The organism is Rhodococcus sp. 06-418-5, from assembly GCF_002258285.1.
GTDB lineage: Bacteria > Actinomycetota > Actinomycetes > Mycobacteriales > Mycobacteriaceae > Rhodococcoides.
Map to the genome: position 1 here is coordinate 276954 of NZ_NOYE01000009.1, position 22698 is coordinate 299651.

20 protein-coding genes are annotated in these 22698 nt (G+C 65.4%); 8 read left to right on the plus strand and 12 right to left on the minus strand.

The genetic code is table 11. The annotated features are described in order from the left end of the window. Positions 1 to 10: 10 nt before the first annotated feature. Entirely contained in the window at positions 11 to 1039 is a 1029-nt protein-coding gene (locus CH274_RS05170) for an ABC transporter permease (RefSeq protein WP_256993483.1), read from the minus strand. A gap of 10 nt (positions 1040 to 1049) precedes the next feature. Continuing rightward, positions 1050 to 2594 carry a sugar ABC transporter ATP-binding protein gene (locus CH274_RS05175; RefSeq protein ID WP_094656880.1) on the minus strand — a complete coding sequence of 515 codons (1545 nt, stop codon included), beginning with the start codon at positions 2592 to 2594 and terminating at the stop codon, positions 1050 to 1052. Positions 2595 to 2830: 236 nt separating this feature from the next. Between CH274_RS05175 and CH274_RS05180 the strand changes: the two genes are divergently transcribed. Next, positions 2831 to 3319 (plus strand): VOC family protein, encoded by a 489-nt coding sequence (locus CH274_RS05180; RefSeq protein WP_094630337.1) that lies wholly within the window; start codon positions 2831 to 2833, stop codon positions 3317 to 3319. 21 nt (positions 3320 to 3340) lie between these two features. Here CH274_RS05180 and CH274_RS05185 read toward each other — a convergent pair whose 3' ends face one another. After that, on the minus strand, positions 3341 to 3811 hold the full coding sequence (locus CH274_RS05185) for a nuclear transport factor 2 family protein (protein ID WP_094656879.1): 471 nt from the start codon (positions 3809 to 3811) through the stop codon (positions 3341 to 3343). A gap of 1 nt (position 3812) precedes the next feature. Then, positions 3813 to 5255 carry an aldehyde dehydrogenase family protein gene (locus CH274_RS05190; protein ID WP_094656878.1) on the minus strand — a complete coding sequence of 481 codons (1443 nt, stop codon included), beginning with the start codon at positions 5253 to 5255 and terminating at the stop codon, positions 3813 to 3815. Positions 5256 to 5499: 244 nt separating this feature from the next. Here CH274_RS05190 and CH274_RS05195 point away from each other — a divergent pair, with 244 nt between their 5' ends. The 3 genes from CH274_RS05195 to CH274_RS05205 are packed head-to-tail and all read left to right on the plus strand — an operon-like array spanning position 5500 to position 9748. After that, positions 5500 to 6126, plus strand: a complete 627-nt coding sequence (locus tag CH274_RS05195; RefSeq protein ID WP_094656877.1) for a hypothetical protein — start codon at positions 5500 to 5502, stop codon at positions 6124 to 6126. Beyond that, the gene (locus tag CH274_RS05200; protein WP_094656876.1) at positions 6123 to 8666 is read left to right on the plus strand and encodes a putative PEP-binding protein; all 2544 of its coding nucleotides are present in this window, start codon (positions 6123 to 6125) and stop codon (positions 8664 to 8666) included. The genes CH274_RS05195 and CH274_RS05200 overlap by 4 nt, the downstream gene beginning before the upstream one ends. Before the next feature lie 11 nt (positions 8667 to 8677). Then, positions 8678 to 9748, plus strand: coding sequence for an acyl-CoA dehydrogenase family protein (locus CH274_RS05205; RefSeq protein ID WP_094656875.1), 1071 nt, complete (start codon positions 8678 to 8680; stop codon positions 9746 to 9748). A 4-nt stretch (positions 9749 to 9752) separates the two neighbouring features. Here CH274_RS05205 and CH274_RS05210 read toward each other — a convergent pair whose 3' ends face one another. The 6 genes from CH274_RS05210 to CH274_RS29465 are packed head-to-tail and all read right to left on the minus strand — an operon-like array spanning position 9753 to position 16090. After that, positions 9753 to 11003, minus strand: a complete 1251-nt coding sequence (locus CH274_RS05210; protein WP_094656874.1) for an acyl-CoA dehydrogenase family protein — start codon at positions 11001 to 11003, stop codon at positions 9753 to 9755. Positions 11004 to 11016: 13 nt separating this feature from the next. Next, complete coding sequence (locus tag CH274_RS05215; RefSeq protein ID WP_094656873.1) at positions 11017 to 12168, minus strand: thiolase family protein; 1152 nt, start codon at positions 12166 to 12168, stop codon at positions 11017 to 11019. Continuing rightward, a complete protein-coding gene (locus tag CH274_RS05220) occupies positions 12165 to 12545 on the minus strand; it encodes a Zn-ribbon domain-containing OB-fold protein (protein ID WP_094656872.1) in 381 nt (126 codons plus the stop codon). Before CH274_RS05220 ends, CH274_RS05215 begins: the two co-directional genes overlap by 4 nt. A gap of 5 nt (positions 12546 to 12550) precedes the next feature. Beyond that, the gene (locus tag CH274_RS05225) at positions 12551 to 13999 is read right to left on the minus strand and encodes a 2-oxo acid dehydrogenase subunit E2 (protein ID WP_094656871.1); all 1449 of its coding nucleotides are present in this window, start codon (positions 13997 to 13999) and stop codon (positions 12551 to 12553) included. 3 nt (positions 14000 to 14002) lie between these two features. Beyond that, positions 14003 to 15040 carry an alpha-ketoacid dehydrogenase subunit beta gene (locus tag CH274_RS29460; protein WP_218829196.1) on the minus strand — a complete coding sequence of 346 codons (1038 nt, stop codon included), beginning with the start codon at positions 15038 to 15040 and terminating at the stop codon, positions 14003 to 14005. Positions 15041 to 15061: 21 nt separating this feature from the next. After that, positions 15062 to 16090 (minus strand): thiamine pyrophosphate-dependent dehydrogenase E1 component subunit alpha, encoded by a 1029-nt coding sequence (locus CH274_RS29465; RefSeq protein ID WP_256993482.1) that lies wholly within the window; start codon positions 16088 to 16090, stop codon positions 15062 to 15064. A 161-nt stretch (positions 16091 to 16251) separates the two neighbouring features. Here CH274_RS29465 and CH274_RS05235 point away from each other — a divergent pair, with 161 nt between their 5' ends. The 3 genes from CH274_RS05235 to CH274_RS05245 are packed head-to-tail and all read left to right on the plus strand — an operon-like array spanning position 16252 to position 19017. Further along, positions 16252 to 17796, plus strand: a complete 1545-nt coding sequence (locus CH274_RS05235; protein ID WP_094656869.1) for an AMP-binding protein — start codon at positions 16252 to 16254, stop codon at positions 17794 to 17796. 25 nt (positions 17797 to 17821) lie between these two features. Beyond that, positions 17822 to 18421 carry a histidine phosphatase family protein gene (locus CH274_RS05240; RefSeq protein WP_094630325.1) on the plus strand — a complete coding sequence of 200 codons (600 nt, stop codon included), beginning with the start codon at positions 17822 to 17824 and terminating at the stop codon, positions 18419 to 18421. Continuing rightward, a complete protein-coding gene (locus CH274_RS05245) occupies positions 18418 to 19017 on the plus strand; it encodes a histidine phosphatase family protein (protein WP_094630324.1) in 600 nt (199 codons plus the stop codon). Before CH274_RS05240 ends, CH274_RS05245 begins: the two co-directional genes overlap by 4 nt. 4 nt (positions 19018 to 19021) lie before the next feature. On the opposite strand, the gene CH274_RS05250 is transcribed toward CH274_RS05245, so the two are convergent. Beyond that, positions 19022 to 20035: an NADP-dependent oxidoreductase gene (locus tag CH274_RS05250; protein WP_094656868.1), complete on the minus strand. Its 1014-nt coding sequence runs from the start codon at positions 20033 to 20035 to the stop codon at positions 19022 to 19024. Further along, positions 20032 to 21756: a PEP-utilizing enzyme gene (locus tag CH274_RS05255; protein ID WP_094656867.1), complete on the minus strand. Its 1725-nt coding sequence runs from the start codon at positions 21754 to 21756 to the stop codon at positions 20032 to 20034. The genes CH274_RS05250 and CH274_RS05255 overlap by 4 nt, the downstream gene beginning before the upstream one ends. 159 nt (positions 21757 to 21915) lie before the next feature. On the opposite strand from CH274_RS05255, the gene CH274_RS05260 reads away from it, so the two are divergent. Next, positions 21916 to 22692, plus strand: coding sequence for an SDR family NAD(P)-dependent oxidoreductase (locus CH274_RS05260; RefSeq protein ID WP_094630321.1), 777 nt, complete (start codon positions 21916 to 21918; stop codon positions 22690 to 22692). Positions 22693 to 22698: the final 6 nt, after the last annotated feature.

A 22698-nucleotide genomic window follows, 5' to 3' on the forward strand; every position in this document is an offset into this window, starting at 1 on the left:
TTTCGGAGAACTAGTTGCGGCGAGCGGTCCGCGCAGCGAGCGCGACGGCGACGATGAGGGCGAGTCCGTTGAAGAGGTCGTTGACGAAGCTGGGTGCGCCGGCCAGTTGCAGGCCCTTCACACCGGTGGCGAGGAGATAGATGGCGATGAGCGTGCCGAGCACGTTGACGCGGCCGGCGCGGATCTGGGTGGAGCCCAGGAATACGGCGGAGAAGGCGGGAAGCAGGTACGACGGCCCGATGTCGGGCGCGGCGGTGCCCAGCTTGGCCGCCAAAACCACTCCGGTGAGCGCAGCGATCGTCGCCGATGTCATCAAGGCACCGAACATGATTCGTTCGACACGCAGGCCGGCGAGTCGCGCTGCCTGACGATTGCCGCCGGTGGCGTACAGGTAACGGCCCAACGGAGTCTTTTCGAGCAGAACGTACATCACCGCGGCGACGGCGATCATGTAGAAGAACGGCAGCGGCAGGCCGAGGAAGGGCTTGCTGCCCATGTCGAGGAAGCCATCGGTGAAACCCTCGGTGATCTGCTTTCCGTCGGTCACCCAGTAGGTTCCGGCCAGCAGGATGCTCGACATACCCAGCGTCGCAATGAACGAGTCGACGTGCAATTTGACCACGACGAAGCCGTTGACGGCACCGATCAGCGCACCGCACAGCAGGGTGGTGACGATGGCGACAGGCGTACTGATGCCCTGGGAGAGTTGGTAGGACACCATCGCGACCGAGAACCCCATGACGCCGGCGATGGAAAGGTCGAACACGCCCGCGGCCAACGGCACGATGAGGCCGATGGCCAAGATGGCGGTGATCGCCTGATCGCCGGCGACGATGCGGAAGTTGCCCTGGGTCATGAAGGTGTCGGGGATCCAGATCGCGAACAGCACGATGATGGCGACCCACACATACAGACCGCTGAAGCGATCGAGTCCGAGTGAGAACGTGCGCCCCTTCGTTCGGGCACTTGCGCGGTCGCTTCCGCCTGATGGTGGGCTCGCAGGCGCGGCCGCCGCTTCTTCGTGGGATTGGGTTGTCATGGTGATCCTTTCACCGAGTCCGAGTGCCGACGAAGGACGCGGCGGGAGCAGGTTTCTTCAACGTCGAAGCGGTCAGCCGATCGGGGTCGATCCGGGGCCGCGAGAATTCGTCGACAACACGGCCGACCGACAGCACGATCACCCGGTCACACAGTCGGGTGAGCTCGCCGTGGTCCGTGGACACCACCAGTACCGCTGCGCCGGCCTGAGCGGCGGCGTCCACGAGGGCGTGAATGTCGGCCTTCGCGCCGATGTCGACGCCCTGTGTGGGCTCGTCTAGCAGCAGCACTCGGGGATTGCGACGCAGCCACCGCGCGAGTACGACCTTCTGCTGGTTGCCGCCGCTGAGGGTGCTCAGATGCCGTTCGGTATCACCCGTGGGCCGCACTCCGAGACGTTCGAGCCAGTGCGCCACATCGGATTTCTCACGCTTGACGCGCACCAGACCACCCTTGGCGAACCCCCACGGATCGGCGACCGACACGTTCTCGCGTAGGGATGCTGTTGCGAACGCTGCGTTGGAGAGGCGTTCGGCCGGCACACAGCCGATACCCGCCGACATCGCCAGGTCCGGGCGACCCTGTTCGACGGTCTTCCCGTCGACGGTGATCGCGCCCCCGCGGCTCTCCGCGCCGAAGAGTGCAGGCACTATCTGCTCTCGACCGGATCCGGTGATACCGGCAATGCCGAGTACTTCACCGGAACGAATCGAGAAATTGAATCCTTCCACTGCGCCACAGGACAACTCGACGATCTGCAGAACGGGGTCACCGAAGGAGTCGGTGGTCTCCTCCGGTTCGGCGAGGAACTCCTCGACGCGGCGGCCGATCATCAGTTCGACGAGACCGGATTCGTCGAGACCGTCGAGGGCCCTCGTGGTCACGATCTTGCCGTCTCTCATGACCGTCACGCTGTCGCAGAGGGTGAAGATCTCGTTCAGGTGGTGCGAGACGAACAGCACGGCCACCCCGCGGTCACTGATTCGACGGACCAGATCGAACAACCGAACTGCCTCTGCGGCAGGGAGATTGGCAGTGGGTTCGTCGAGTACCAGCACACGGGCTCCACCGGAGCGATCCTGGACCGCACGGGCGATGGCAAGCATGGTGCGTTCACTCATGGTCAACGCCCCGGCAAGCTTGTCGAGGGCGAGGTCGACACCGAGCTCGGCAAGAGCCGCCTTGGCCCCAGAACGTTCTGCCCTGAAGTCGATGGTGCCGATGGCACTGGTCTTGTATCCGTGCCCGAGCGCCAGGTTGTCGACCACGTCGAGGCTCTCGACCAGTCCGAGTTCCTGGTGGACGAAGCGAAGACCGGCAGCCTCACCGCTGCCCGGAATTCCGAGGTGCAGCTCATGACCGCCGACCGCGATCCGCGCACCGTCGTCGGGATCGTGATATCCGGCAAGCACTTTGATGAGAGTGGACTTGCCGCACCCGTTCTGCCCGACCAATCCGCGGATCTCGCCGGGTGCGAGGAGAAGCTCGACGTCGTCGAGTGCCCGATGACCGCCGAAGGTCTTGGAGAGACGGCTGATGCTGAGCGCATCTGTCATGGAATCCTACCTACGTGAGGTGAGTAACTTGAATTCTTGTGTTGTTACCTAGGTCATACTCAACTATGTACATGAATAAGTCCAGCATTCCGACAAAGTTGGTTTTGTGCACTGACGTGCCAAAACAGGTCCGTCGGGCGCGCGCTCGAGTGAAGTTGACACGATTCGGGTCTCGACGCCCATCGAAGTATTTATAGTTGCCGCCAAGTTAGCCAAGGTCTCCGAAGGAGAAACCAGTGCGCGAGTATCAGCTGGGCAGCGTCGTACAGATCGCCTACATGGTCGACGACGTACGGAAGGCGGCCGCGGACTTCTCGTCCCGCACCGGCGCCGGGCCGTTCTTCGTCCGACGCAACCCCGGAGCGTTCGATCACACCTCTGCCTACGGCCAGTGGGGGCACACCCAGATCGAATTGGTGCAGGCCCATAGGTCGACTCCACCGGAATTCGCGGAGACCACGACGGCACGACACTGCGTACACCATGTCGCGATCATGGTGGCCTCGTTCGCCGAGCAGCAACGCATCTTCACCGAAAGCGGTTGGCCCGCAGTGTTTTCTTCCACCACGCCGAACGGGAACAGCTTTGCGTTCCACGATGCCCGCGGCGAGCTGGGACATCTCGTCGAGATCTACGAACCGCGGCCGAGCATTCTCGCGTTGTACCGTCACGTCGCCGACGCAGCCACGAACTGGGACGGCACCGACCCGGTTCGTGACCTCTGACGGCGTTCGGTGCCGAACCGGTCAGGCGGCGAGCAAGGCGGCCGCGCGCTCTCGGGCCATGTCCAGAATTTGCGGGTTACCCGAGTTCCACAGCACCGTCAGTTGCTTCTTGCAGATCTTCCACTCACCGTCGACCCGCCGGAGCGAATCGGTGTAGTAGCCCCCGATGGTGAACATCGCGTCGCCGGCTGTGTTGGGGAGCACGTGCTCCGCGCGCACATAAGAGATGACTGTTCCGCTGTCACCGTCGACGGTGATGTCGAGATTGGACAGAAAGTGCTGAGACGCTGCGAGTCCCGGAAAGAGCATCCGCCCTCGCTGCACCCAGTCGTCCGCCTTGAACGGACCACCGTTGCCGGCGCGGTAGCTCGTGTAGTCGATCTCGATGTCGTCGGTGAACACCGACCGGTACATGTCCCAGTCCCGCAGATCGATTCCGCGCGCGAAGCGGGACATGAGCTTCGTGATCTCCTGATGATCGTCGGCGCTCATGTCACGTCGCCTTTGCGGGCAGCTGCAGCGAAACCGACTCGAAGTACTCGTCGAGGCCGTCGGGTCCGAGCTCGCGGCCGATGCCCGATTTCTTGAAGCCACCGAACGGTGCAGCCGCGTTGAACCGGCCACCGTTGACGGAGACCTGGCCCGTGCGCAACCGGCGAGCGATGGCAATCGCGGCGTCGTCGTCGCCGGCGAACACTGCTCCGGAGAGTCCGTAGTCGGAGTCGTTCGCGATCGCGACTGCGTCGTCGATGCCGTCGTAGGTGATCACGGCGAGGACAGGACCGAACACCTCTTCGCGCGCGATCGCGGACTTGTTGTCCACGCGGGAGACCACAGTTGGCCGCACGAAGAATCCCGATCGCAGATCCGCGTCGAGTCCCTGGACGTCGCCGGGTCCACCGACCAGGAAGACTGCGCCTTCCGGCACCTCGGCCAGATGTTTCAGCACGGACTGCTGCTGTTCCCGAGACGCCATCGGTCCGATGTCCACCGACTCGTCGAGGGGGTCGCCGACCGTCTGTGACCCCACTAGGTCCACCAGCTTCTTCTCGACCTCGTCGATACGGTCGGCGGGGACCAGCAATCGCGTGGTGGCGGTGCAGGTCTGACCGTTGTTGACATAGCAACCCCGAACGGCTGCGGTGACAGCGGCGTCCAGGTCGGCGTCGGGAGCGACGATGAACGCAGACTTTCCGCCGAGTTCCAAAGTGACTTTCTTGATTCCGGCTGCAGCTACTTGTCCGACGCGGGCACCGGCCGAAGTGGAACCGGTGAGGCTCACCAGGTCGACGTCCGGATGACCGGCCAATCGCTCCCCGACCTGGCCGCCCGAACCGGTCACGACGTTCAGCACGCCCGGCGGCAGCCCGGCCGAGTGGGCGATCTCGGCTACGACGAACGCCGCCAGCGGCGCGACGCTGCTGGGTTTGACGACGGTCGTGCAACCGGCTGCGATCGCGGGTGCCACCTTGGCTGCCAGCTGATACAGCGGGTAGTTCCACGGCGTGATCGCCCCGACGACTCCGATACCCACCTTGATGATCAGAGATGTACCTCGGCGCTCTTCCAGCGAGATGCTCTCGAGGGTATCCGCCATCGATCGGAAGATCGTGACGCCGAGTCCGACCTGCACGGTCCGCGACCGCGCAATGGGCGTACCGACTTCGCGCGCCATCATCTCGGCAAGCTCGGTCTCACGCTCGACGAGCCCGTCGGCGATCTGCCGCAGCACTGTCACTCGTTCGGCGATCGTCGACCGGGACCATCCACCGAATGCGCTGCGCGCTGCGGCGACAGCATCGTCGACGTCCGATTCGGTGCCGGCCGGTACCCGGGCCAGCAACTGCCCCGTTGCCGCTTCTAGCACGTCGATCGTTCCGTCGCCTGACGACGGAACCCATTTGCCGCCGATGTAGAGCTCATGCCGGTCGTTCATTCGAGGCCTCACTTCGTCTGCTACACGGCCGAGTGGCGGCCATCACAGTCACCCTAGCGGGGTTAGAGGACTTGTTGTCAAGTAACTATGCCGAATCAAGTCTGTACATAGTTTGCGGATTGTTTCTTGACATCCACTACTAATTGGGTAGGTTATGAGCACCGTCACAGTCCTACCGACAGCAAGCGCCGCATCACTTGCCGATGACCGTCCCGACAGGGACCGGAGAAGAACGAGGAACACCATGAACGACCTCGCGATCAACATGTCCGCACCGACCGTCGTCACGAGCGAGTTGGTCGATCTGGTGGTCAAGGGCATGGTTCGTGGCCCGATCACACCCGAACTGCAAGCAGTGGTCGATGCCGGAGATGCCGTCGCGAAGGGCCCCGTCGTCATGCCGACACAGGCCGGTATCGACCACGCCGGAGCGCAGGTTCGCCTCCCCGAGGGCAGCGACGAGGTCAAGGCCGTCGCCGATCTGCTCCATGTGTTCCTTCCGGTCAACCGTCGCCTGCGCGAGCTGTGCACTGCTTGGCAGTGCCGCCCCGACGGCTCCGCGAACGACCATTCGGACGCCCAGTACGACGCGAGGATTCGCGATCGGCTCGAAGACATTCACAACGACGTGACCAAGATGCTCCGTCGGTCGGGAAAGCAGTGCCCGCAGCTCCTCGACTACCGCGAGCGGCTGATAGCAGCGCTCGAACGGTTCGACAACGGCGACACCGCGTCTCTGACGTCGCCTCTGACCGACGGCTACCACACCGTGTGGATGTGGCTGCATCAGCACGTTCTCATGATGCTGGGTATGACCAGGGCCGAGGATGAGGCCCTCGAAGAGAAGCTCGTCTCCGGTAGCGCAGAATGACCCTGTTCGACAACGTCATCCACGCATCGACACGAGCGGCAGTGCCCTACGGTCAGGGCCGGGCCCGAGGACTCGGCGCCGACGTACTGGGTGTTCACGGTGTGGAGATGGACAACCTCGTGGCGCTCGGGTTGCCGGTGGTGCCCGGGCTGACCGTACCGATCGGGTCCGGTACCGGACTCGAGAACCGCGAGACCGCTTCCACCGCAATCGATCTGCTCGAAAAGCTGGCCGTCCGCGGAATCTGGCCCGATGTTCGCACCGAACGCAGGCCGATGTTGATGCATCTGCGCTGCAGCGCCCCGGTGGCAGTATCCGCTCTACCGCCCGCCATCTCGGCTATCGGTCTGTCGAGCCGCAACATCGACGCGCTCGTCGAGGTGATCGGCCGCGAACGCGACATCTACGATTCCTGGGCTGCCAATCTTCGGTTCGTCGCCGAGGGCGCTCTGGAGATCGACACCGACGATCTCGACGACCTCGACGACGACCACCCCGACAGTCGTGCCCGCGTGCCGGCACTTCTCGAACTGATCGAGAAGTCCACCGGTGCACCGTTTCCCACGGATCCAGCCGAACAGCTCGGCCTCGCCGCCAAAGCCATGCTCGCTCGCTGGGCCTCTCCGCGCGGACAGCGGGCGCGCAACGCCCTGTCGTTGCCGGGCGACCTGGGAATCGCTCTCCACGTTCGCGCCCTGCGGCTCGGTTCCTGGGACGAGTCCGGGTACGGATCGGCAATCAGTCGCGACCTGGAGAGCGGAAAATACGCGCCGCACGGTGTCTTTCATCTCGGAGTGCGCCGGGCCGACCCCAATCCCGGTCCGGGCGCACCACTCACACACACTCCCGGTGGCGTGCAGATTCTCGACCAGATCTTCGCCACGCTCGAGCCGCATCTCCGCGCGGTCGCAGAAGTGGAGTTCGAGGTCCGCGACCGCCAGCTAGCACTGCTCAGCGCCGGCGCGCTGGAACACCCGGGCCCCCGCGCGGTCACCAATCTTGCCGTCGATCTCGCCACCGGTCGGTCGATCGGACGCGACGATGCCGTCCGCATGCTCGAACCGGACCTGATGCAGGACCTCCTCCACGCGCAGCTCACACTCAGCGGCCGGGAACACCTACTCGCCCATGGTCTTCCCGCGTCGCCGGGTGCGGCCACGGGCGAGATCGCCCTGTCGAGCGAGCGGGCCCTTCGGCTCGCCGCCGAAGGCAAGAACGTCATCCTCGTTGCGTCGGAGACCAGCCCGGCAGATGTCCCCGCCCTGCTCGCCGCGACCGCGGTGATCACGTCCAACGGTGGACTGGCGTCGCATGCTGCTGTCGTAGCCCGCGGCGCAGGCCGTCCGGCGGTGTGCGGGGCGACGACGCTACGCATCGACCTCGGTGCCGCCACCGTGACGTCCGACGGCATCACCCTGTCCGAGGGTGACACAGTGTCCGTCAACGGCCGAACCGGCGACGTCTACGCAGGTGCCGTGCCGATCAGGCCCGCGGAACCATCGCCGGAACTGGAGGTGCTACTCGGGTGGGCGGACGAGATTCGTCAACTGGGTGTGCGCACCAACGCCGACAACGCCGAAGACGCCGCGACCGCGTTCCGTCTCGGTGCCGAAGGGATCGGGCTGTGCCGCACCGAACATCAATTCCTGGGTGACCAATTGCCGCTGGTGCAGCGGCTCGTTCTCGCCGAGAACGAAGCCGAGGAGATCGAGGCGATCGCCGCTCTGACGGCGGCTCAACAATCGGACTTCACCGACCTGCTTCGCGTCGTGGGCGACAGGCCGATCACCGTCCGGCTACTCGATGCACCGCTGCACGAATTCCTGCCGTCGGACGGGCACTACCGAGACGATGCCCAGGCCGAACGAGCGGCTGCCACACACGAGTCCAACCCGATGCTCGGTCTTCGCGGGGTGCGCTTCGCCATGGTGCAGACCCGCCTCTATCCCGCACAGGCGGAAGCATTGTTCCGCGCATGGGTCACGGTGAACGCCGAAGGACTCACGCCTGCACTCGAAGTCATGATCCCGCTCGTTTCCCTGCCAGGGGAGCTGACCGAGGCCATCGCACAGGTTCACCGCGCCGCCGAGACCGTCGCCGCGGACACCGGGGTCACGGTTCCCTATCTCGTCGGCAGCATGATCGAGACTCCACGGGCAGCGCTACTCGCGGCACCATTGGCCGCCGAGGCGCAATTTCTCTCCTTCGGCACCAACGATCTGACCCAGCTGACGTACGGATTCTCGCGAGACGACGTCGAGAAGACGATGCTCGCGCACTACCTCGAGCACGGACTGCTGACCGACAGCCCCTTCGCGGTACTCGACCGTGACGGTGTCGGCGCCCTGGTCTCTCTGGCCTCGGACAGCGCGCGCTCCGTTCGCCCCGACGTGAAGCTGGGCGTCTGCGGCGAGCATGGAGGCGATCCGGATTCCATCTCGTTCCTCAGTTCGGTTGGGCTGCACTACGTCTCGTGCTCCCCGAGGCGTGTTCCGGTGGCCCGGTTGGCGGCTGCGCACGCAGCACTCGAAGCCGAGTGAGCAGACCTGACGTGACTACGGAACTCGACGACCTACGGGCAGCTGTGCGCGCTGCGACGGCCGATCTCGGCGGACCCGACCTGTGCCGCTCGCTCGATCCTGCAGGCCCGGGCTGGGATGCCGACGCATGGTCGGTCATGGCAGGACAGATCGGGGTCGCCGGCTTGGGACTGCCCGAATCCTGCGGCGGTCTCGGTGGTCGGGCCGAACTGACGGTGGTCGCCGAAGAGTTGGGCACCGCCCTGTTTCCGGTCCCATTTCTGTCGACGATCTTCGCCGGACAGGTGCTCGTCCACGCCACCGACGCCGACGACGTGATCGCGGACATTGCCGAGGGACGGCCGGCCGCGTTCGCGGGACTCGACAGGCGTGGATGGTGGTCACCCGGACACGAAGTCTTCACCGCCACCGAAACGGGCACCGGGTGGTCGTTGTCCGGCCACGCACCGGCTGTCCTCGGTGCCGCCGGCGCGCGGTGGCTCGTGGCCGTCGCGCACACACCGGACGGTCCCGACGTATTCGTCGTGGACGCCGCCGCAAGCGAACCTACGGTCACACCGCTGCGAACCCTCGACCTGTCGCGGGCGCAGGCCGCGCTGACCTTGTCGGGTACGCCGGCCCGGCGCCTGACGTTTGGTGGAAGCGCCTGGGCTGCAGTCGGTCCCGCTCTCGATGTGGTCTGCATCGTGCTGGCCGCCGAACAACTCGGCGGTGCACAGGTAAGCCTTGACCATACCGTCGCTTACGCGAAGGAACGACGCCAGTTCGGGAGAGCCATCGGCAGCTTCCAGGCCGTCAAGCACACGCTCGCCGACCTGATGATTCTCGTGGAGTCCAGCCGATCGGCAGTGGTTCGCGCGGTGGAGGCCACCGACCTCACCGAGGCGAGCGCAGTGGCGCAGGCGTGGTGTTCGGACGCCTACCGGACCGTGACCGCCGAAGCCGTTCAATTGCACGGAGGTGTCGGCTTCACGTGGGAACACCACTGTCATCTGTATTTCCGGCGAGCCCGCGCCGACGCTCAGCTCTTCGGCGGGGCCGCGTTCCATAGGGAACGGCTCGCCCTTTCTCTCGCCTGGTGAAAGTTCAGCGCTTGTCGCGCTGGGACCACGGCTGGTCGCGGTTCTCCCGGGGCTCCGGCGGCAACCCGAGTACCCGCTCGCCGATGACGTTGCGCTGAATCTGGTCGGTGCCACCTGCGAGCCGGTAGCCCGGGCTGCCCAGTAGGTGTTCGGTCCAGGCGAAGCGGTCGTCGTCGACCGCGGCGGTGATCTCGGTGCCCAGCAGATCCGCCGCGATCTCGCCGATCTTGCCCAGGACGTCCGAAGCCATCAGTTTGCCGACCGATGCTGCCGGCCCCGGAGATGCACCCGCGGCAGCAGCGCGGGCAACCCGATCGGCCGTGGCCACCCGCAGTTCCGATCGGATGTACACATCCGCGATGTTCTGCCGTACCAACGGATCGCTCGCGACACCGAGAGATTGCGCCAACGAGATCAATTCGGTTACCGAGCCACCCTTCTTGCGAGTCACCGATCCGGACGCGGTGCGCTCGAACGCCAGCGTGGCATTGGCGACCTTCCACCCTTGACCAACCTCGCCGAGGCGCATGCTGTCCGGCACCCGGACCTCGTGTAGGAACACCTCGTTGAACGATGATCCTCCGCTCATCTGCCGAATCGGCCGAATGTCGACTCCCGCGAGATCCAGGGGAATCAGAAAAGCGGTGATGCCCTTGTGTTTCGGTGCATCCGGGTCGGTGCGGGCCAACAGCATCCCGAGATCGGCGAAGCGAGCTCCGGACGACCACACCTTCTGCCCGTCGAACACCCAGTCGTCACCGCGGCGGACGCCGCGGCACCCCAGAGCCGCCAGGTCCGATCCAGCCCCGGGCTCGCTGAACAACTGGCACGCGAGAACGTCGGTGCGAAGCAACGAGTTTGCGTAGGTGCGCCGCTGATCCTCGGATCCGAACATCACCACCGCGGGCCCGACGAGACCGGTTGTGACGCTGATGAGTTCGGTGGACGGCGGGACGTCGAACTCACGCTCGGCCTGCGCGATGGCCGAGGCGTAGGACGCGGGCAATCCGCGACCGCCGTGCTCAACGGACAGGGTCACCGCCCCGTAGCCGGCGTCGAACCGTTGTCTGCGGTAATGCCGTGCGGCGTCGAGCAACGATGTTTCGTCCTCGTCCGACAGGTTGCGGAAGACGGCGAGGTCGGGCCGGTCCTGCGGTGACGGTGCCGGCCGAGGCGGCAGGATGGACCCCAGCCACGAGCGTACGTCCGCCTGGAATTCGGCCAGTTCGGGGATGGTACCGAGACCCGTTGTCATGGTGCCCCTCTCGTCATTCTGCGGTCAATACGGTGCACGCCGACAACCCGGGTGCACCGTAAACGTGGGTGAAGCCGATTGTCGGCCGGCTCGGCACCTGATTTCCCAAGGCCCGGCCCTGCAATTGCCGGACGACCTCGTGTACCTGCCGCAACCCCGACGCACCTATCGGCTCGCCGCCCGCCAAACACCCGCCGTCGGTATTGATCGGCATGGAGCCGTCGTGGTGTGTGGCACCGGAGTCGAGCAACTTCGCCTGCTCGCCGTGCGCGCAGAGACCTGTCTCCGCCATATGGATGATCTCGGAGCCGGAGTCCGTGTCCTGCAACTGCGCCACGTGGACGTCGCCGGGTCCGAGGCCGGCGGCGGCGAACGCCGCCGCGGCCGCATCGATGCTCGGACTGCGTATCGGACGAGGAGCGAGCCATGGCGAGAACACCTCGAACGATCCGGACCGCCGAGTACGCACCTCCACCGCAGCAAGCCGAATCGGTCGCTCGCACAGGTCGTGCGCTCGGTCTCCGCGCGCGAGAACGAGTGCGACGCCGCCCTCACCCGGCGAACAGAACATGTACTGGGTGAGCGGGTCGTTGACCATGACGGACGCACGGACCTGCTCGGCGGTGAATTCTTTTCGCCGCCACGCCATAGGATGCGCGGCCCCGTTTGCGAAGGCGCGCTCGGACACCGCCGCCAACGCGGACTCGTCCAGCCCGTGCTCGTGGAAGTACCGGCGGGTCTTCATCGCGAAGTACTGGGTGGTGACCATCATGCCGGTCCGGGCGTACCAGGGGTCCAGACCGTAAGCGGCCGGGTCGGACGCGAATGCACCGCGCGGGTGTTTGTCGAAACCGACCACTGCCACCACGTCGGCTCGGCGTGCGGTGAGCATGTCGGTGGCCGTGGACAAAGCTACTCCACCTGTGGCGCAACCGTTCTTGACCGTGATGAACGGAATGCCGGTCAGGCCGAGCCGCGAGACGAGCGAGTCGGGCTTTCCGGAAACATTGCTACCCCCGACAGCGGCGTCGACGTCGGACCACGCGACTCCGGCGTCGGCCAAGGCACCGCGCAGAGCGTACTCACCCATGTCCAGGCCGGAGACCCCGTCGTGCCGACCGAACGCATGCATGCCGGCTCCGACGACGTAGACGTCGTCGCTCATCGCTCGACCTTCTCGAAGGCGAACGTGACCTCGGTCTCGTTGACCGGAAGCAATCGAAGTTCGACTTCGTCACCTATAGCGACGACGCCGACGATACGAGATTCCGCCAGCACGCTGCCAAGGTCGACGTAGCCGACCACGAACTGCTCGAATCCCGACGCGGGCACCTCGAACGGCGGCTTGGGCGCGAACGACTGAGTGGTCCAGGTCCAGACCGACCCGCGTGTCGGCAACGCGCGCCGCACTACCGCCGACCCAGCGCACCCCGGGCACCGCGCTACTGGCGGAAACGCCACGACTTCACAGTCGCCGCACTCGCTTCCGGCCAGCACCGGCGGATCCAGTTGCGCGAAGAGCCCCTCGTCGACCACGAGCATGCGCGCTATCCGGCCAGCAAGGCCAGAGGCCGGGCGAGAATCGTGCCGAGAGTGCGCAGGTACTCCGCCGCGGGAGCACCGTCAACCGCCCGATGGTCGAAGGTCAGGCTCAGGGTCATGACCTGCGTCCGCACCGGAGTCTCACCCTCCCAACGGAATCCGTCCTTGACCCTGCCGACGCCGAGAATGGCCACATTGCCCGGATTGACGACCGGGGTGAAGAAGTCGACGCCGTAGGCACCGAGTGTGCTGACCGAGAACGTCGCACCCTCCATATCCGTCAGCCCCAGTTTGCCCGTCCGAGCAGCAGTGGCCACCGCGCGGGTGCGGCGGGCGATCGCGGCGAGTGACACAGCGTCGGCATTGCGCACAACGGGAACCACGAGTCCGCCATCGACGGCGACCGCGATTCCGATGTTGATCTCCTCGAACAGTGTCACCTTGTCGTCGGCGATCCCGGCATTCAGCGCCGGATGCTGTTGCAACGCAAGGGCAGCGGCTTTGACGACGAAGTCGTTCAGGCTCGGCGGCTTCGAATTGGCTTGCACGCTCTCGGTCTTGAGTTGTTCGCGAACGGCGACGAGCGCAGTGACGTCCACCTCGTAGCCATGGGTGAGCTGCGCCATCGTGTGGAGGCTGTCGACCATGTTGCGGGCGATCGCGCCGCGCATACCCGAGAGCGGGATGACGTCACCGGGCTGCGGACCGGAGACACGGGCATGATTCGTCGCAGACGTATTCGAAACAGACTGTGGCGCAGCTGCGTTCTCCACATCGGCTTTGGTGACGCGGCCACCGATTCCAGTGCCGACGAGCCGAGTCAGGTCCACGCCGAGCTCGGCCGCCCGGCGCCGGATCAACGGGCCGACGAACTGTCCGGCCGCAGAGTTCGGCTCGGAGGCGGTGGATTCGGAGACAGTGGCCTCGGCGATGATCGTGGGCTCGGACGCCACAGTCATGGGTGCCGGAGAACCGGGTGTCGGAGAAGCGACGAGGAACTCCTCGACGTCTTCGGAGACGATGCGCCCGCCGGGACCGGTGCCCCGAACGGCAGCGAGGTCGACGTTCGACGCCGCTGCGACGCGACGGGCATTCGGCGACGCTTTGAGTCGAGTGCCGTCGGCCGAAACCGGTGCTGCGGAAGCCACTGCCGATGCGGTGTCGTCGACGACGGCGTCGGTGGTTGCGGGCGCGGCGACACCGTTCGGTGCCTGCTCTCCGTCACCGAGAAGCCAGCCGATCACCGCGCCGACCGGTAGGACGTCGCCGGCCTTCGCGGAAGTGGCGAGGATGCCTTCGGCTTCGGCTTCCACGTCGACATCGACCTTGTCGGTCTCCAGTCGCAGGAGCACGTCGCCGAGGCCGATGCGCTGGCCCGCCTCGGCCACCCACTCCCCGATGACGCCTTCCTGCATCGTGAGACCCAGCTTCGGAAGCACGATCTGCTGTGCCACTTCTCAATTCCTTTCGAGCAGGCGGCGGGCTCCGGAGACGATCCGGTCGGCGTCCGGCACGTAGGCCTTCTCGAGCGGGGTGCTGAACGGCACGGGGGTGAAGGGTGCGCCGATGCGCAGGACCGGTGCGTCGAGGTAGTCGAACGCTTCTTCCTGGATCTGCGCAGCTACTTCGGCCCCGATGCCACCGAACGTGACGGCCTCGTGCACCACCAGAATGCGGTTGGTCTTCGACGCCGACTTCACAATCGTGGCCGTGTCGAGTGGCTGCACCGACCGCGGGTCCACGACCTCGACCGAGACTCCGGATTCGGCGAGAATGTCAGCGGCCTTCAGGGCTTCGGTGACCATACGGCCGAAGGCGACGATGGTGACGTCGTCACCCTGACGCGGAATCGCGGCCTGACCGATGGGGATCGAGTAGATCTCCTCCGGCACCTCGGCACGCGCTCCGAGGAGCACCTTGTTCAGCATGAACACGACAGGATTGTCGTCGCGTACGGCCGAGACCATCAGGCCCTTGGCGTCGTACGCGTTGGACGGCATCAGTACCTTCAGTCCCGGCGTGTGAGCCAGCCAGGCTTCGAGCGACTGCGAATGTTGTGCACCCGCGCTCACGCCCGCGCCGTAGGCGACCGCGATGACCATCGGTACCTTGACCTCGCCGCCGTACATGAACTTCATTTTGGCGGCCTGGTTCACCACTTGGTCGAGGGCGACGGCCAGGAAGTCCATGAACATGATGTCGACGACGGGACGCAGCCCGCGCGCGGCGGCACCGACACCGAGCCCGATGAGACCCATCTCGGCGATCGGCGTATCGACCATGCGCCGTGGCCCGAACTCGTCGAGAAGTCCGTCGTACATGTGGAAGACGCCGCCGTATCCGGCCACATCCTCGCCGATTACGAAGACGTTCTCGTCCTCACGCATGGTCTGCGCGACGGCCTCGTTGTACGCCTTGACGTAGGTTGTGATGCGTGCCGACGCGGCCTCGGCCGGTGTTGTCGAATTCGGTGATGTTTCTGTTGCAGTAGACATCGTTCCAGCCTTTTCGATTCTTCAGTCGCTGTAGACGTTGAGGGCGAAGTCGGCCACGTCCGGGAAGGGACTGGCCTCGGCGAAGCTCACGGATTCTGCGATGTCCGCGTCCACTTCGGCCCAGACGGTGGCGAACTCGGATTCCGTCACCAGACCTTCGGACACGGCCCGTGCTTCGAGGAGCTTGATGGCATCGCGCTCCTTCCACGCCTCGACCTCTTCCTGAGTGCGGTAGGTCTTGCGGAGTCCCTTCACACCCTGGTGGTCGTAGTAGCGGTAGGTCTTGGCCTCGACCAGAGTGGGTCCACCGCCGTTGCGGGCCCGTTCGACCGCACGCCCGACGGCTGCACGCACCGCGATCGCATCCATGCCGTCGCAGATCTCACTGGGAAATCCGTAGGCCGGTGCGCGATCGGCGACGTTCTCGAGCTTCATGTGATCCCGCAGTGCGGTGAATTCCGCGTATCCGTTGTTCTCGCAGACGAATACAACCGGGAGTTCGAGGATGCCGGCCATGTTCGCGGCCTCGTGGAACGCGCCGATGTTGCTTGCCCCGTCACCGAAGAACGGGATGGCGACGGAGTCCTCGCCGCGGTACTTGGCGGCGAACGCTGCCCCGACGGCGATCGGAATACCGCCGCCGACGATGCCGTTCGCGCCGAGCATGCCGATGGACAGATCGTTGATGTGCATCGAGCCTCCGCGACCCTTGCAGTACCCGCCGACGCGGCCGAACAATTCGGCGAACATCTCGCGGAACTGGGCACCCTTCGCGACAGCGTGACCGTGTCCGCGGTGTGTCGAGGAGATCTGATCGGTGTCTCGCAAATTGCTCATCGCACCGGCTGCGACGGCCTCTTGGCCGACGTACAGGTGCAGGAAACCTGGCAGCTTGCCGCCTTCCATCAGCCGGCCGGCCTCGGTCTCGAATTGCCTGATCCGAACCATGCGCCGGTGCAGATCCAGCAGGATCTCCCGGCTCGGTGTCGGATCGTTGGATCCGATGGGCTCGACGGCCTCACGGGTTGGGTCGGTCGCGGTCGAAGTCACCACGTACACCTCTTCTCTGGTCCGAACGATGCAACGAGCATTCCGGCGGGGACTTTGTTTACGTCTTCTACAGTATGGCCGCAACAGTAGCCGAATGTAAGTAGAATCACTATAAAGTTACTATTGCACATCCGAGGACCGAACCGTTGAAGGAGTGAGCCATGCTCGACCTCATCAGGGACCGAGCGACGGCCGACCCGCACGGCCTGGCTCTGGTGGACGACCGTAGAGCGATGACCTGGATGGACGTCGCCACCACCCTCGATGCCCTGGGCGAGGGACTGATCGGCATCGCCCCGAACTCCGACGAACGCGTCGCGGTGATCGGGGAGAACGCCGTAGAGACTCTCCTGGCGCATGTAGCCGGGATCCGGCGCGGTGTCGGCACGGTAGCCGTCTCCCGGCAGCTCAAGCCCGACGAAATGGCCGATCAGCTGGTGGACTCCGGGTCCGTGGCGGTGGTGACGGGGCCACTCGGCCTGATGTCATCCCTCGCAGCGGGCCTCGAGGTCGGCCTTCGGGCGGTGATCATCCACAACGCCGACGCCTTCGGCGGCGTCGACTGGTCCGAGTTCGTCGTGTCGCGAGAGGACGTGTCCGCGTCGGCACTTCCACTCGAACGCCCGGCTCGACCACCGCTCGTGTACACCTCCGGCACCACCGGCCGCGCTCGCGGCACGCAAGTGCGTTGGTTGCCCGCTCCCGCCGAGACCGCCGCGGACTTCGTCGACGCGGTGTCCGCGCGGTCGGGATATCCCGCCGGCGTCCATCTCGTCGTCGGACCGCTGCAACACAACGGTCCACTGACCGCGATACGCCATCTGCTCTCCGGTCAGCCGGTGGTGGTGATGGGCCGCTTCGACGCCGAACGCACGTTGGAGCTGATCGACAGTCACCAGGTCACGTCGACACTGATGGTTCCCACGCACTTCCAGCGTCTGCTGGGACTCGACGATGGCGTCCGCTCGCGCCACGACGTCTCGTCTCTGCAATACGTCGCGCATACCGGCTCCGCGTGTCCCCAGGACGTAAAGCGGTCGATGATCGACTGGTTCGGTCCGGTACTCGTCGAGTCGTACGGCGGCAGCGAAATCGGGTCGGTGTGCAAGATCGACTCGACGGAGTGGCTCGGGCACCCCCGGTCGGTCGGCCGAGCGGTCCCCCCGTTCGAAGCCGTGGTCGTCGGATCCGACGGCGGCGAACTCGGCCGCGGTGAGGTGGGTGTGCTCGGCTTCCGAACGCCGCCCGAGCGCAGCGTCGTCTTCCACGCCGATCCCGAAAAGACCGCTGCGGCTTACATTCTGCCAGGAGTCGCAACCCTGGGCGACGTCGGCTACGTGGACGACGACGGGTACGTGTTCATCACCGATCGAGTGGCCGACATGGTGGTTTCCGGCGGTGTGAACCTGTATCCCGCAGAGAGCGAGCGCGTTCTGTCGACGTACCCGACCGTCGCGGAAGTCGCGGTGATCGGCGTGCCGGACGACGACCTCGGCGAAGCCCTGCTGGCCCTGGTGGTGGCGCGGCCCGACACCTCGCTGGACGTGGACGAACTCGCCCGCTTCGCGAAGGACTCGATGGCCTCCTACAAATGCCCGAAGAACTACGTCGTGGTCGATGAACTGAGCCGCAACGCCATGGGCAAGCTCGACAAGAAAGCCATGCGCGCTCCGTATTGGAGTACCGAACGCACCATCGCCGGCTAGCTCCCACACCACCGAAAGGCAATCGATGATCGAGGTTCTACTGGTCCGGCACGGCCAACCGGTCTCCCGAGTGCGCAATCCCGGGTTGGCCCCCGAAGGCGTCGCGGATGCCCGCAAGCTGGCGACGTGGCTGCGGCACGAGAACATCGATGCGATTGTTGCCAGTCCCCTGGTTCGGGCCCGGCAGACGGCGGAAGAGCTTGCGGCAGGGATGGATCGGGAGCTCGATCTGGTGATCGAGGACCTGCGCGAGTGGGACGACGACATCAGCCCCGCGGACTACATGGCCGTCGAGGACATGGCACCCGACGATGCTCGACTGCGCGCGGTGGCCGACGGCCGGTTCGAGGAGTACGTTCCTGCCCTCGATCTGCCGAAATTTCGCGCCCGCGCTCGGTCGGCTCTGGATCAGGTCTTCGACCGGTATCCCTGCGGGCGCGTGGTGGCCGTGGCGCACGGCGGCATCATCAATGCAGTCGTCGCCGACATCCTCGAGATGCCGAAGACGTTCTGGCACAACCCCGCCTACACCTCGATCGCACGCGTACAGAAGTTGGACTCCGGCGTGATCGTGGTCGCTTCCCTCAACGACACCGCACATCTGCGCGGCACGGTGTCCGCATGACGCAGGACACTCTCGCCACGGCGAGCCGGGTGATTCTGGTGCGGCACGGTCTGCCTGGCGAGGAGGGCGCGGCCGATCCCGGACTCGGGGACGCCGGTCACGGCCAGGCCCAACGCCTCGGTGCGTGGCTGCGCCGCGAACCGGTGGCGCAGGTGGTGTCGAGTCACTACAAGCGCGCCCATCAGACCGCGCTACTGGCGGCAAGACCACACGGACTCGACGTCATCATCGACGAGCGGTTCCGGGAATGGGACAGCGACCGCACCAGCTACGCCACCCCGGAGGCCATCGCCGACACACCTCAGGGTCGAGCATTCGCCGAGGGGCGGTTCGAGGACTTCGTTCCGAAGTACGACAAAGCCGAAGTCGCGCAACGAATGCGCGCTGCGGTCCTCGACGCCACGCGACGGGCACCGGGTCAGCTGACTGTGGTGGCGTCGCACGGCGGCGCCATCAACACGCTGTTGTCCGACATCCTGCAGGCACCGTCACCGTTCTTCTTCAACCCCGGATACACGTCGATGAGCCGCATCGCGGTGCTGCGCTCGGAGCGCTTCGTCATCGAATCGGTCAACGATACGGGGCATCTCCGCTGAGCCGTCAGGACAATCGGACCAGCATCTTGCCGACGTTCCCGCCGCCGAGCATGGACAGGAACGCGTCGACCGCGTTGTCCAGCCCATCGTGGATGGTGGACTCGGCGATCAACTTCCCGGATGCCAGCCAGTCCGCGACCTGATCCTCGAACTCGGGCCGCAGATCCTCGTGATCGCGGACGATGAAGCCCTGCAACGTGATCCGTTTCAGAATGGCGTTCATCAGGTGATCCATGGGCGGGCTGTCCGGACCCCCGTTGGATATCATGCCGCACAGCGCCACCCGACCACGCTGATTCATGGACCCCAGTGCAGCAACCAGGTGGTCGCCACCGACATTGTCGAAGTAGAGGTCGATGCCGTCCGGTGCGACTGTGCGCAGCGCGTCACCGATCGGCCGCTCGCGGTAGTCGATGCCTTCGTCGAAACCGAATCGTTCCGTGAGCAGCGCCGCCTTGTCCGGCCCACCGGCGCTACCGAGGACCCTCGACGCACCGAGCAGTTTCGCGAACTGGCCCGCAGCACTACCGACCGCCCCGGCTGCTGCGGAGACGAACACGGTGTCACCGGTCCGAAATCCACCCGCGCGCACCAGTCCGACGTAGGCGGTGAAGCCCGTCTGGCCGAGCACTCCGAGCCAGTGGTGCAGGTCGATCCCCCGCGGCTCGATCACCGTGGCCGCAGCGATGTCGACCACCGCGTGCTCGCGCCAGCCCAGGCGATGCCGCACGTAGGAACCTGCGGGCACGTCGTCGGTACCGTCGACGACCACACCGAGTGCGGACCCGTCGAGCGGCGCGCCCACCTGAAAGTTGGTGGTGTAGTGCATCTCCGACGTCGCCAACCGTCCCCGCATCGATGGGTCGACACTCATGAACAGGTTGCGCACGACTACCTGGTCGGCGGTGCGTTCGGCGAGAGGGAGGTCACGGATCTCGAAATTCTGCGGCCCGGGGTCACCACCCGGACGCTCCGACAGGAAAACGGCCCGCGTGCTGGTGCCGACCCCGGTCGTCACGGCAGTTCCAGGATCGTGACCGTGCCCTTGGATCCGTCGATCTCGACGAGGGTCCCGTTGGGTATGCGACGCGTCGCGGCCTGAACGCCGGCCGCGCACGCGATACCGAGTTCACGGCTCACGATCATCGCGTGCGAGCCCATGGCACCGACGTCGGTGATGGCACCGCCGGAGACCATGAACAACGGGGTCCACGACGGATCGGTTTGCGGTGCAACGAGAATATCGCCGACCTCGAACGTGTCCAGTTCTGCCATCGACGTGATCACGCGTGTACGCCCCTGCGTGATTCCAGGCGAGGCTCCGGAGCCCTGCAGGACATCGCCGACTTTCACGGGGGCGGCGGCCGACTGACCCGTGCGGCCCAGTGTCGACAGGGCGGGGATCGGTTCACGGGTGTCGAGGAAGGTGGGCAGCTCCAGTCCGAACAGCTCCCGCCAGCCGCTGTGTCGTTGCGCCAGAGTGGTTCTCATCGATTCAGGGGCACTCGCCAGCGCGTCGAGTTCGTCGTCGACCGCCATGAAGACGTGGTCGGCCGAGTCGAGGTGACCGTCGGCGTGCAATCGGCGACCGAGTTCCACGAGCGGCACGCGGGCCTCGTGCAGGACCTTGATGCAGTTGGTCTTGGCGCGTTCACGCCATGCAGCGAATCTGCGGGCCGACGCCAACGCCGCCGCGAGCGTCGCCTGCCCCGCCTCGTCGTCACCGACGATCTCCCGCGCTCGGGCCCATGCGTCGGCTCCGCCCGACGCCTGGTCGGACAGACGTACGTCCGGCGCGGCCGAGTCGTCCTGGAGCCGCAGCCGGTCGATGAGGCCGAGAACCAGCTCGGGCCGGGTCTCCCACGACACGGACCCGAGATCCCACTCGTTGGGCCCTCGGTATCCGTAATCGAGAAGGAACCGGTCGAGGGTGGCGTCGAACTTCGGGTCGATTCCGACAATGCGATCACCGACACCGGCAACCCCGGAATCGAATGCCGCCATCAGTTTGTCGTCGGCCCGCACCAGGCGGCCGAGTTCCCACAACGCGTACGACGGCATGGCCGAGTCCACGTCACCGGCTGCACCGACCAGGGTGACGACGAGGTCTTGGTTCTCTGCGCCCAGCAGCTGGCCCAGAACGGCGGGACCCACCGCGGCACAGTTGGTGGCGATCACTTCCCCGCGCCACGCGACGCGCTCGAGCGGCATCACCGACCGGGCTCGCGCGACGAGCGCTGCCGGTGTCAGTGCGGACAGGTCGGGACGTTCGGCCCGCAAGCGGTCGGCGAGAATTCGGTCCTCTTCCAGTTCCGGGAATGTCTCGGTCGACAGCGCCCACGCGTTACGGGCCTCCAGGCGGCTGCCTGCCTCGGCGTTCTCGTCGTCGGGATGGCCGACATACGCCGGGATGTTCGGGTCTCCGCCGTAGAAGAGCTGATCGACGAGTTCCACCGGTAGACCGCCACGGATGCCGACCAGGCGAGACATCGACAGGTTGATGTAGAGGTGCCCGTAGAAGATGCCGGACGAGGCCGCCACATCGGGTCTTTCCGCGAGCGAATAGCTACCGAGGCTGGCGTACCCGAAGTTCCACCCGGGCAGGATGTTCTGGATCCAACCCAGATCCGCACCGAGTGGCGTGATCGGGTCCGACAGCACATCGCTCGCGTTCAGACGCGTGTACACGGGCAGACGGGGGCTCGGGTCGGTGTCGACCAACCAACGCTGGTCGGACATTTCACTTCTCGTCTCTGACATCGGCGACTGCACCTCGTAGGTAGTTTTTTGTATCCGTCTGCAGAATTACTGTGACGTGAGCCACTCTACATGCCAGACTGTAGTCGATGACAAGTTACTTGTCTCTGGTCCTGAGCGAATCGGTATGGGAGAAAATCAATGAAGCTGCAAGACAAGGTTGTTGCCGTCACGGGCGGAACGCAGGGAATCGGTCGCGGTATCGCTGAAGCGGCGCTGGCCGAAGGGGCGAAGGTGTCTCTCAACGGACGCTCGAGAGACAAGGGCGAAAAAGCTCTCGCACAGTTCGGGGTCGGTGATCGCGCTGCCTTCTTCCCCGGAGACGTCACCGTGCAGTCCGATGTGGAGGACTTCATCGAGCAGACGGTCGCCACGTTCGGGCGGATCGACGTTCTCGTGAACAATGCCGGCGGGGCCAAGGACCTCCAACCCACGGCCGGCCTCAGCGACGAGGAGTGGACTCTGGTGATGAACTGGAATCTGAACTCGAACTTCTGGGCCACCCGCCGAGCCCTTCAACATATGCTGCCCAACAAGTCCGGCCGCATCATCAACATTTCGTCGGTGGAAGGCAAGCACGGCAAACCTGTGTTCACCGCCTACGTGGCCGCGAAGCACGCCATCAACGGCATGACGAAGTCCATCGCCCGTGAGGTCGGTACCGAAGGCATCACTGTCAACTCCATCTGCCCCGGTCTGGTGATCACCGACATCATCAAGGACAACGGCCCTGCCACGGCCAAGGCCATGGGAATGTCCTTCGAGGAGATGGTCGCGCTGTTCGCCGAGGAGTCGGCGCTCAAGCGTCCCAACACGATCGAGGAGGTTGCCGCGATGGCGATGCTCCTCGCCTCCGACGCCGGAGCCGGCATCACGGGCGCGATCCTCAGCGTCGACGGCGGCACTGCGAACTACTGACCGCAG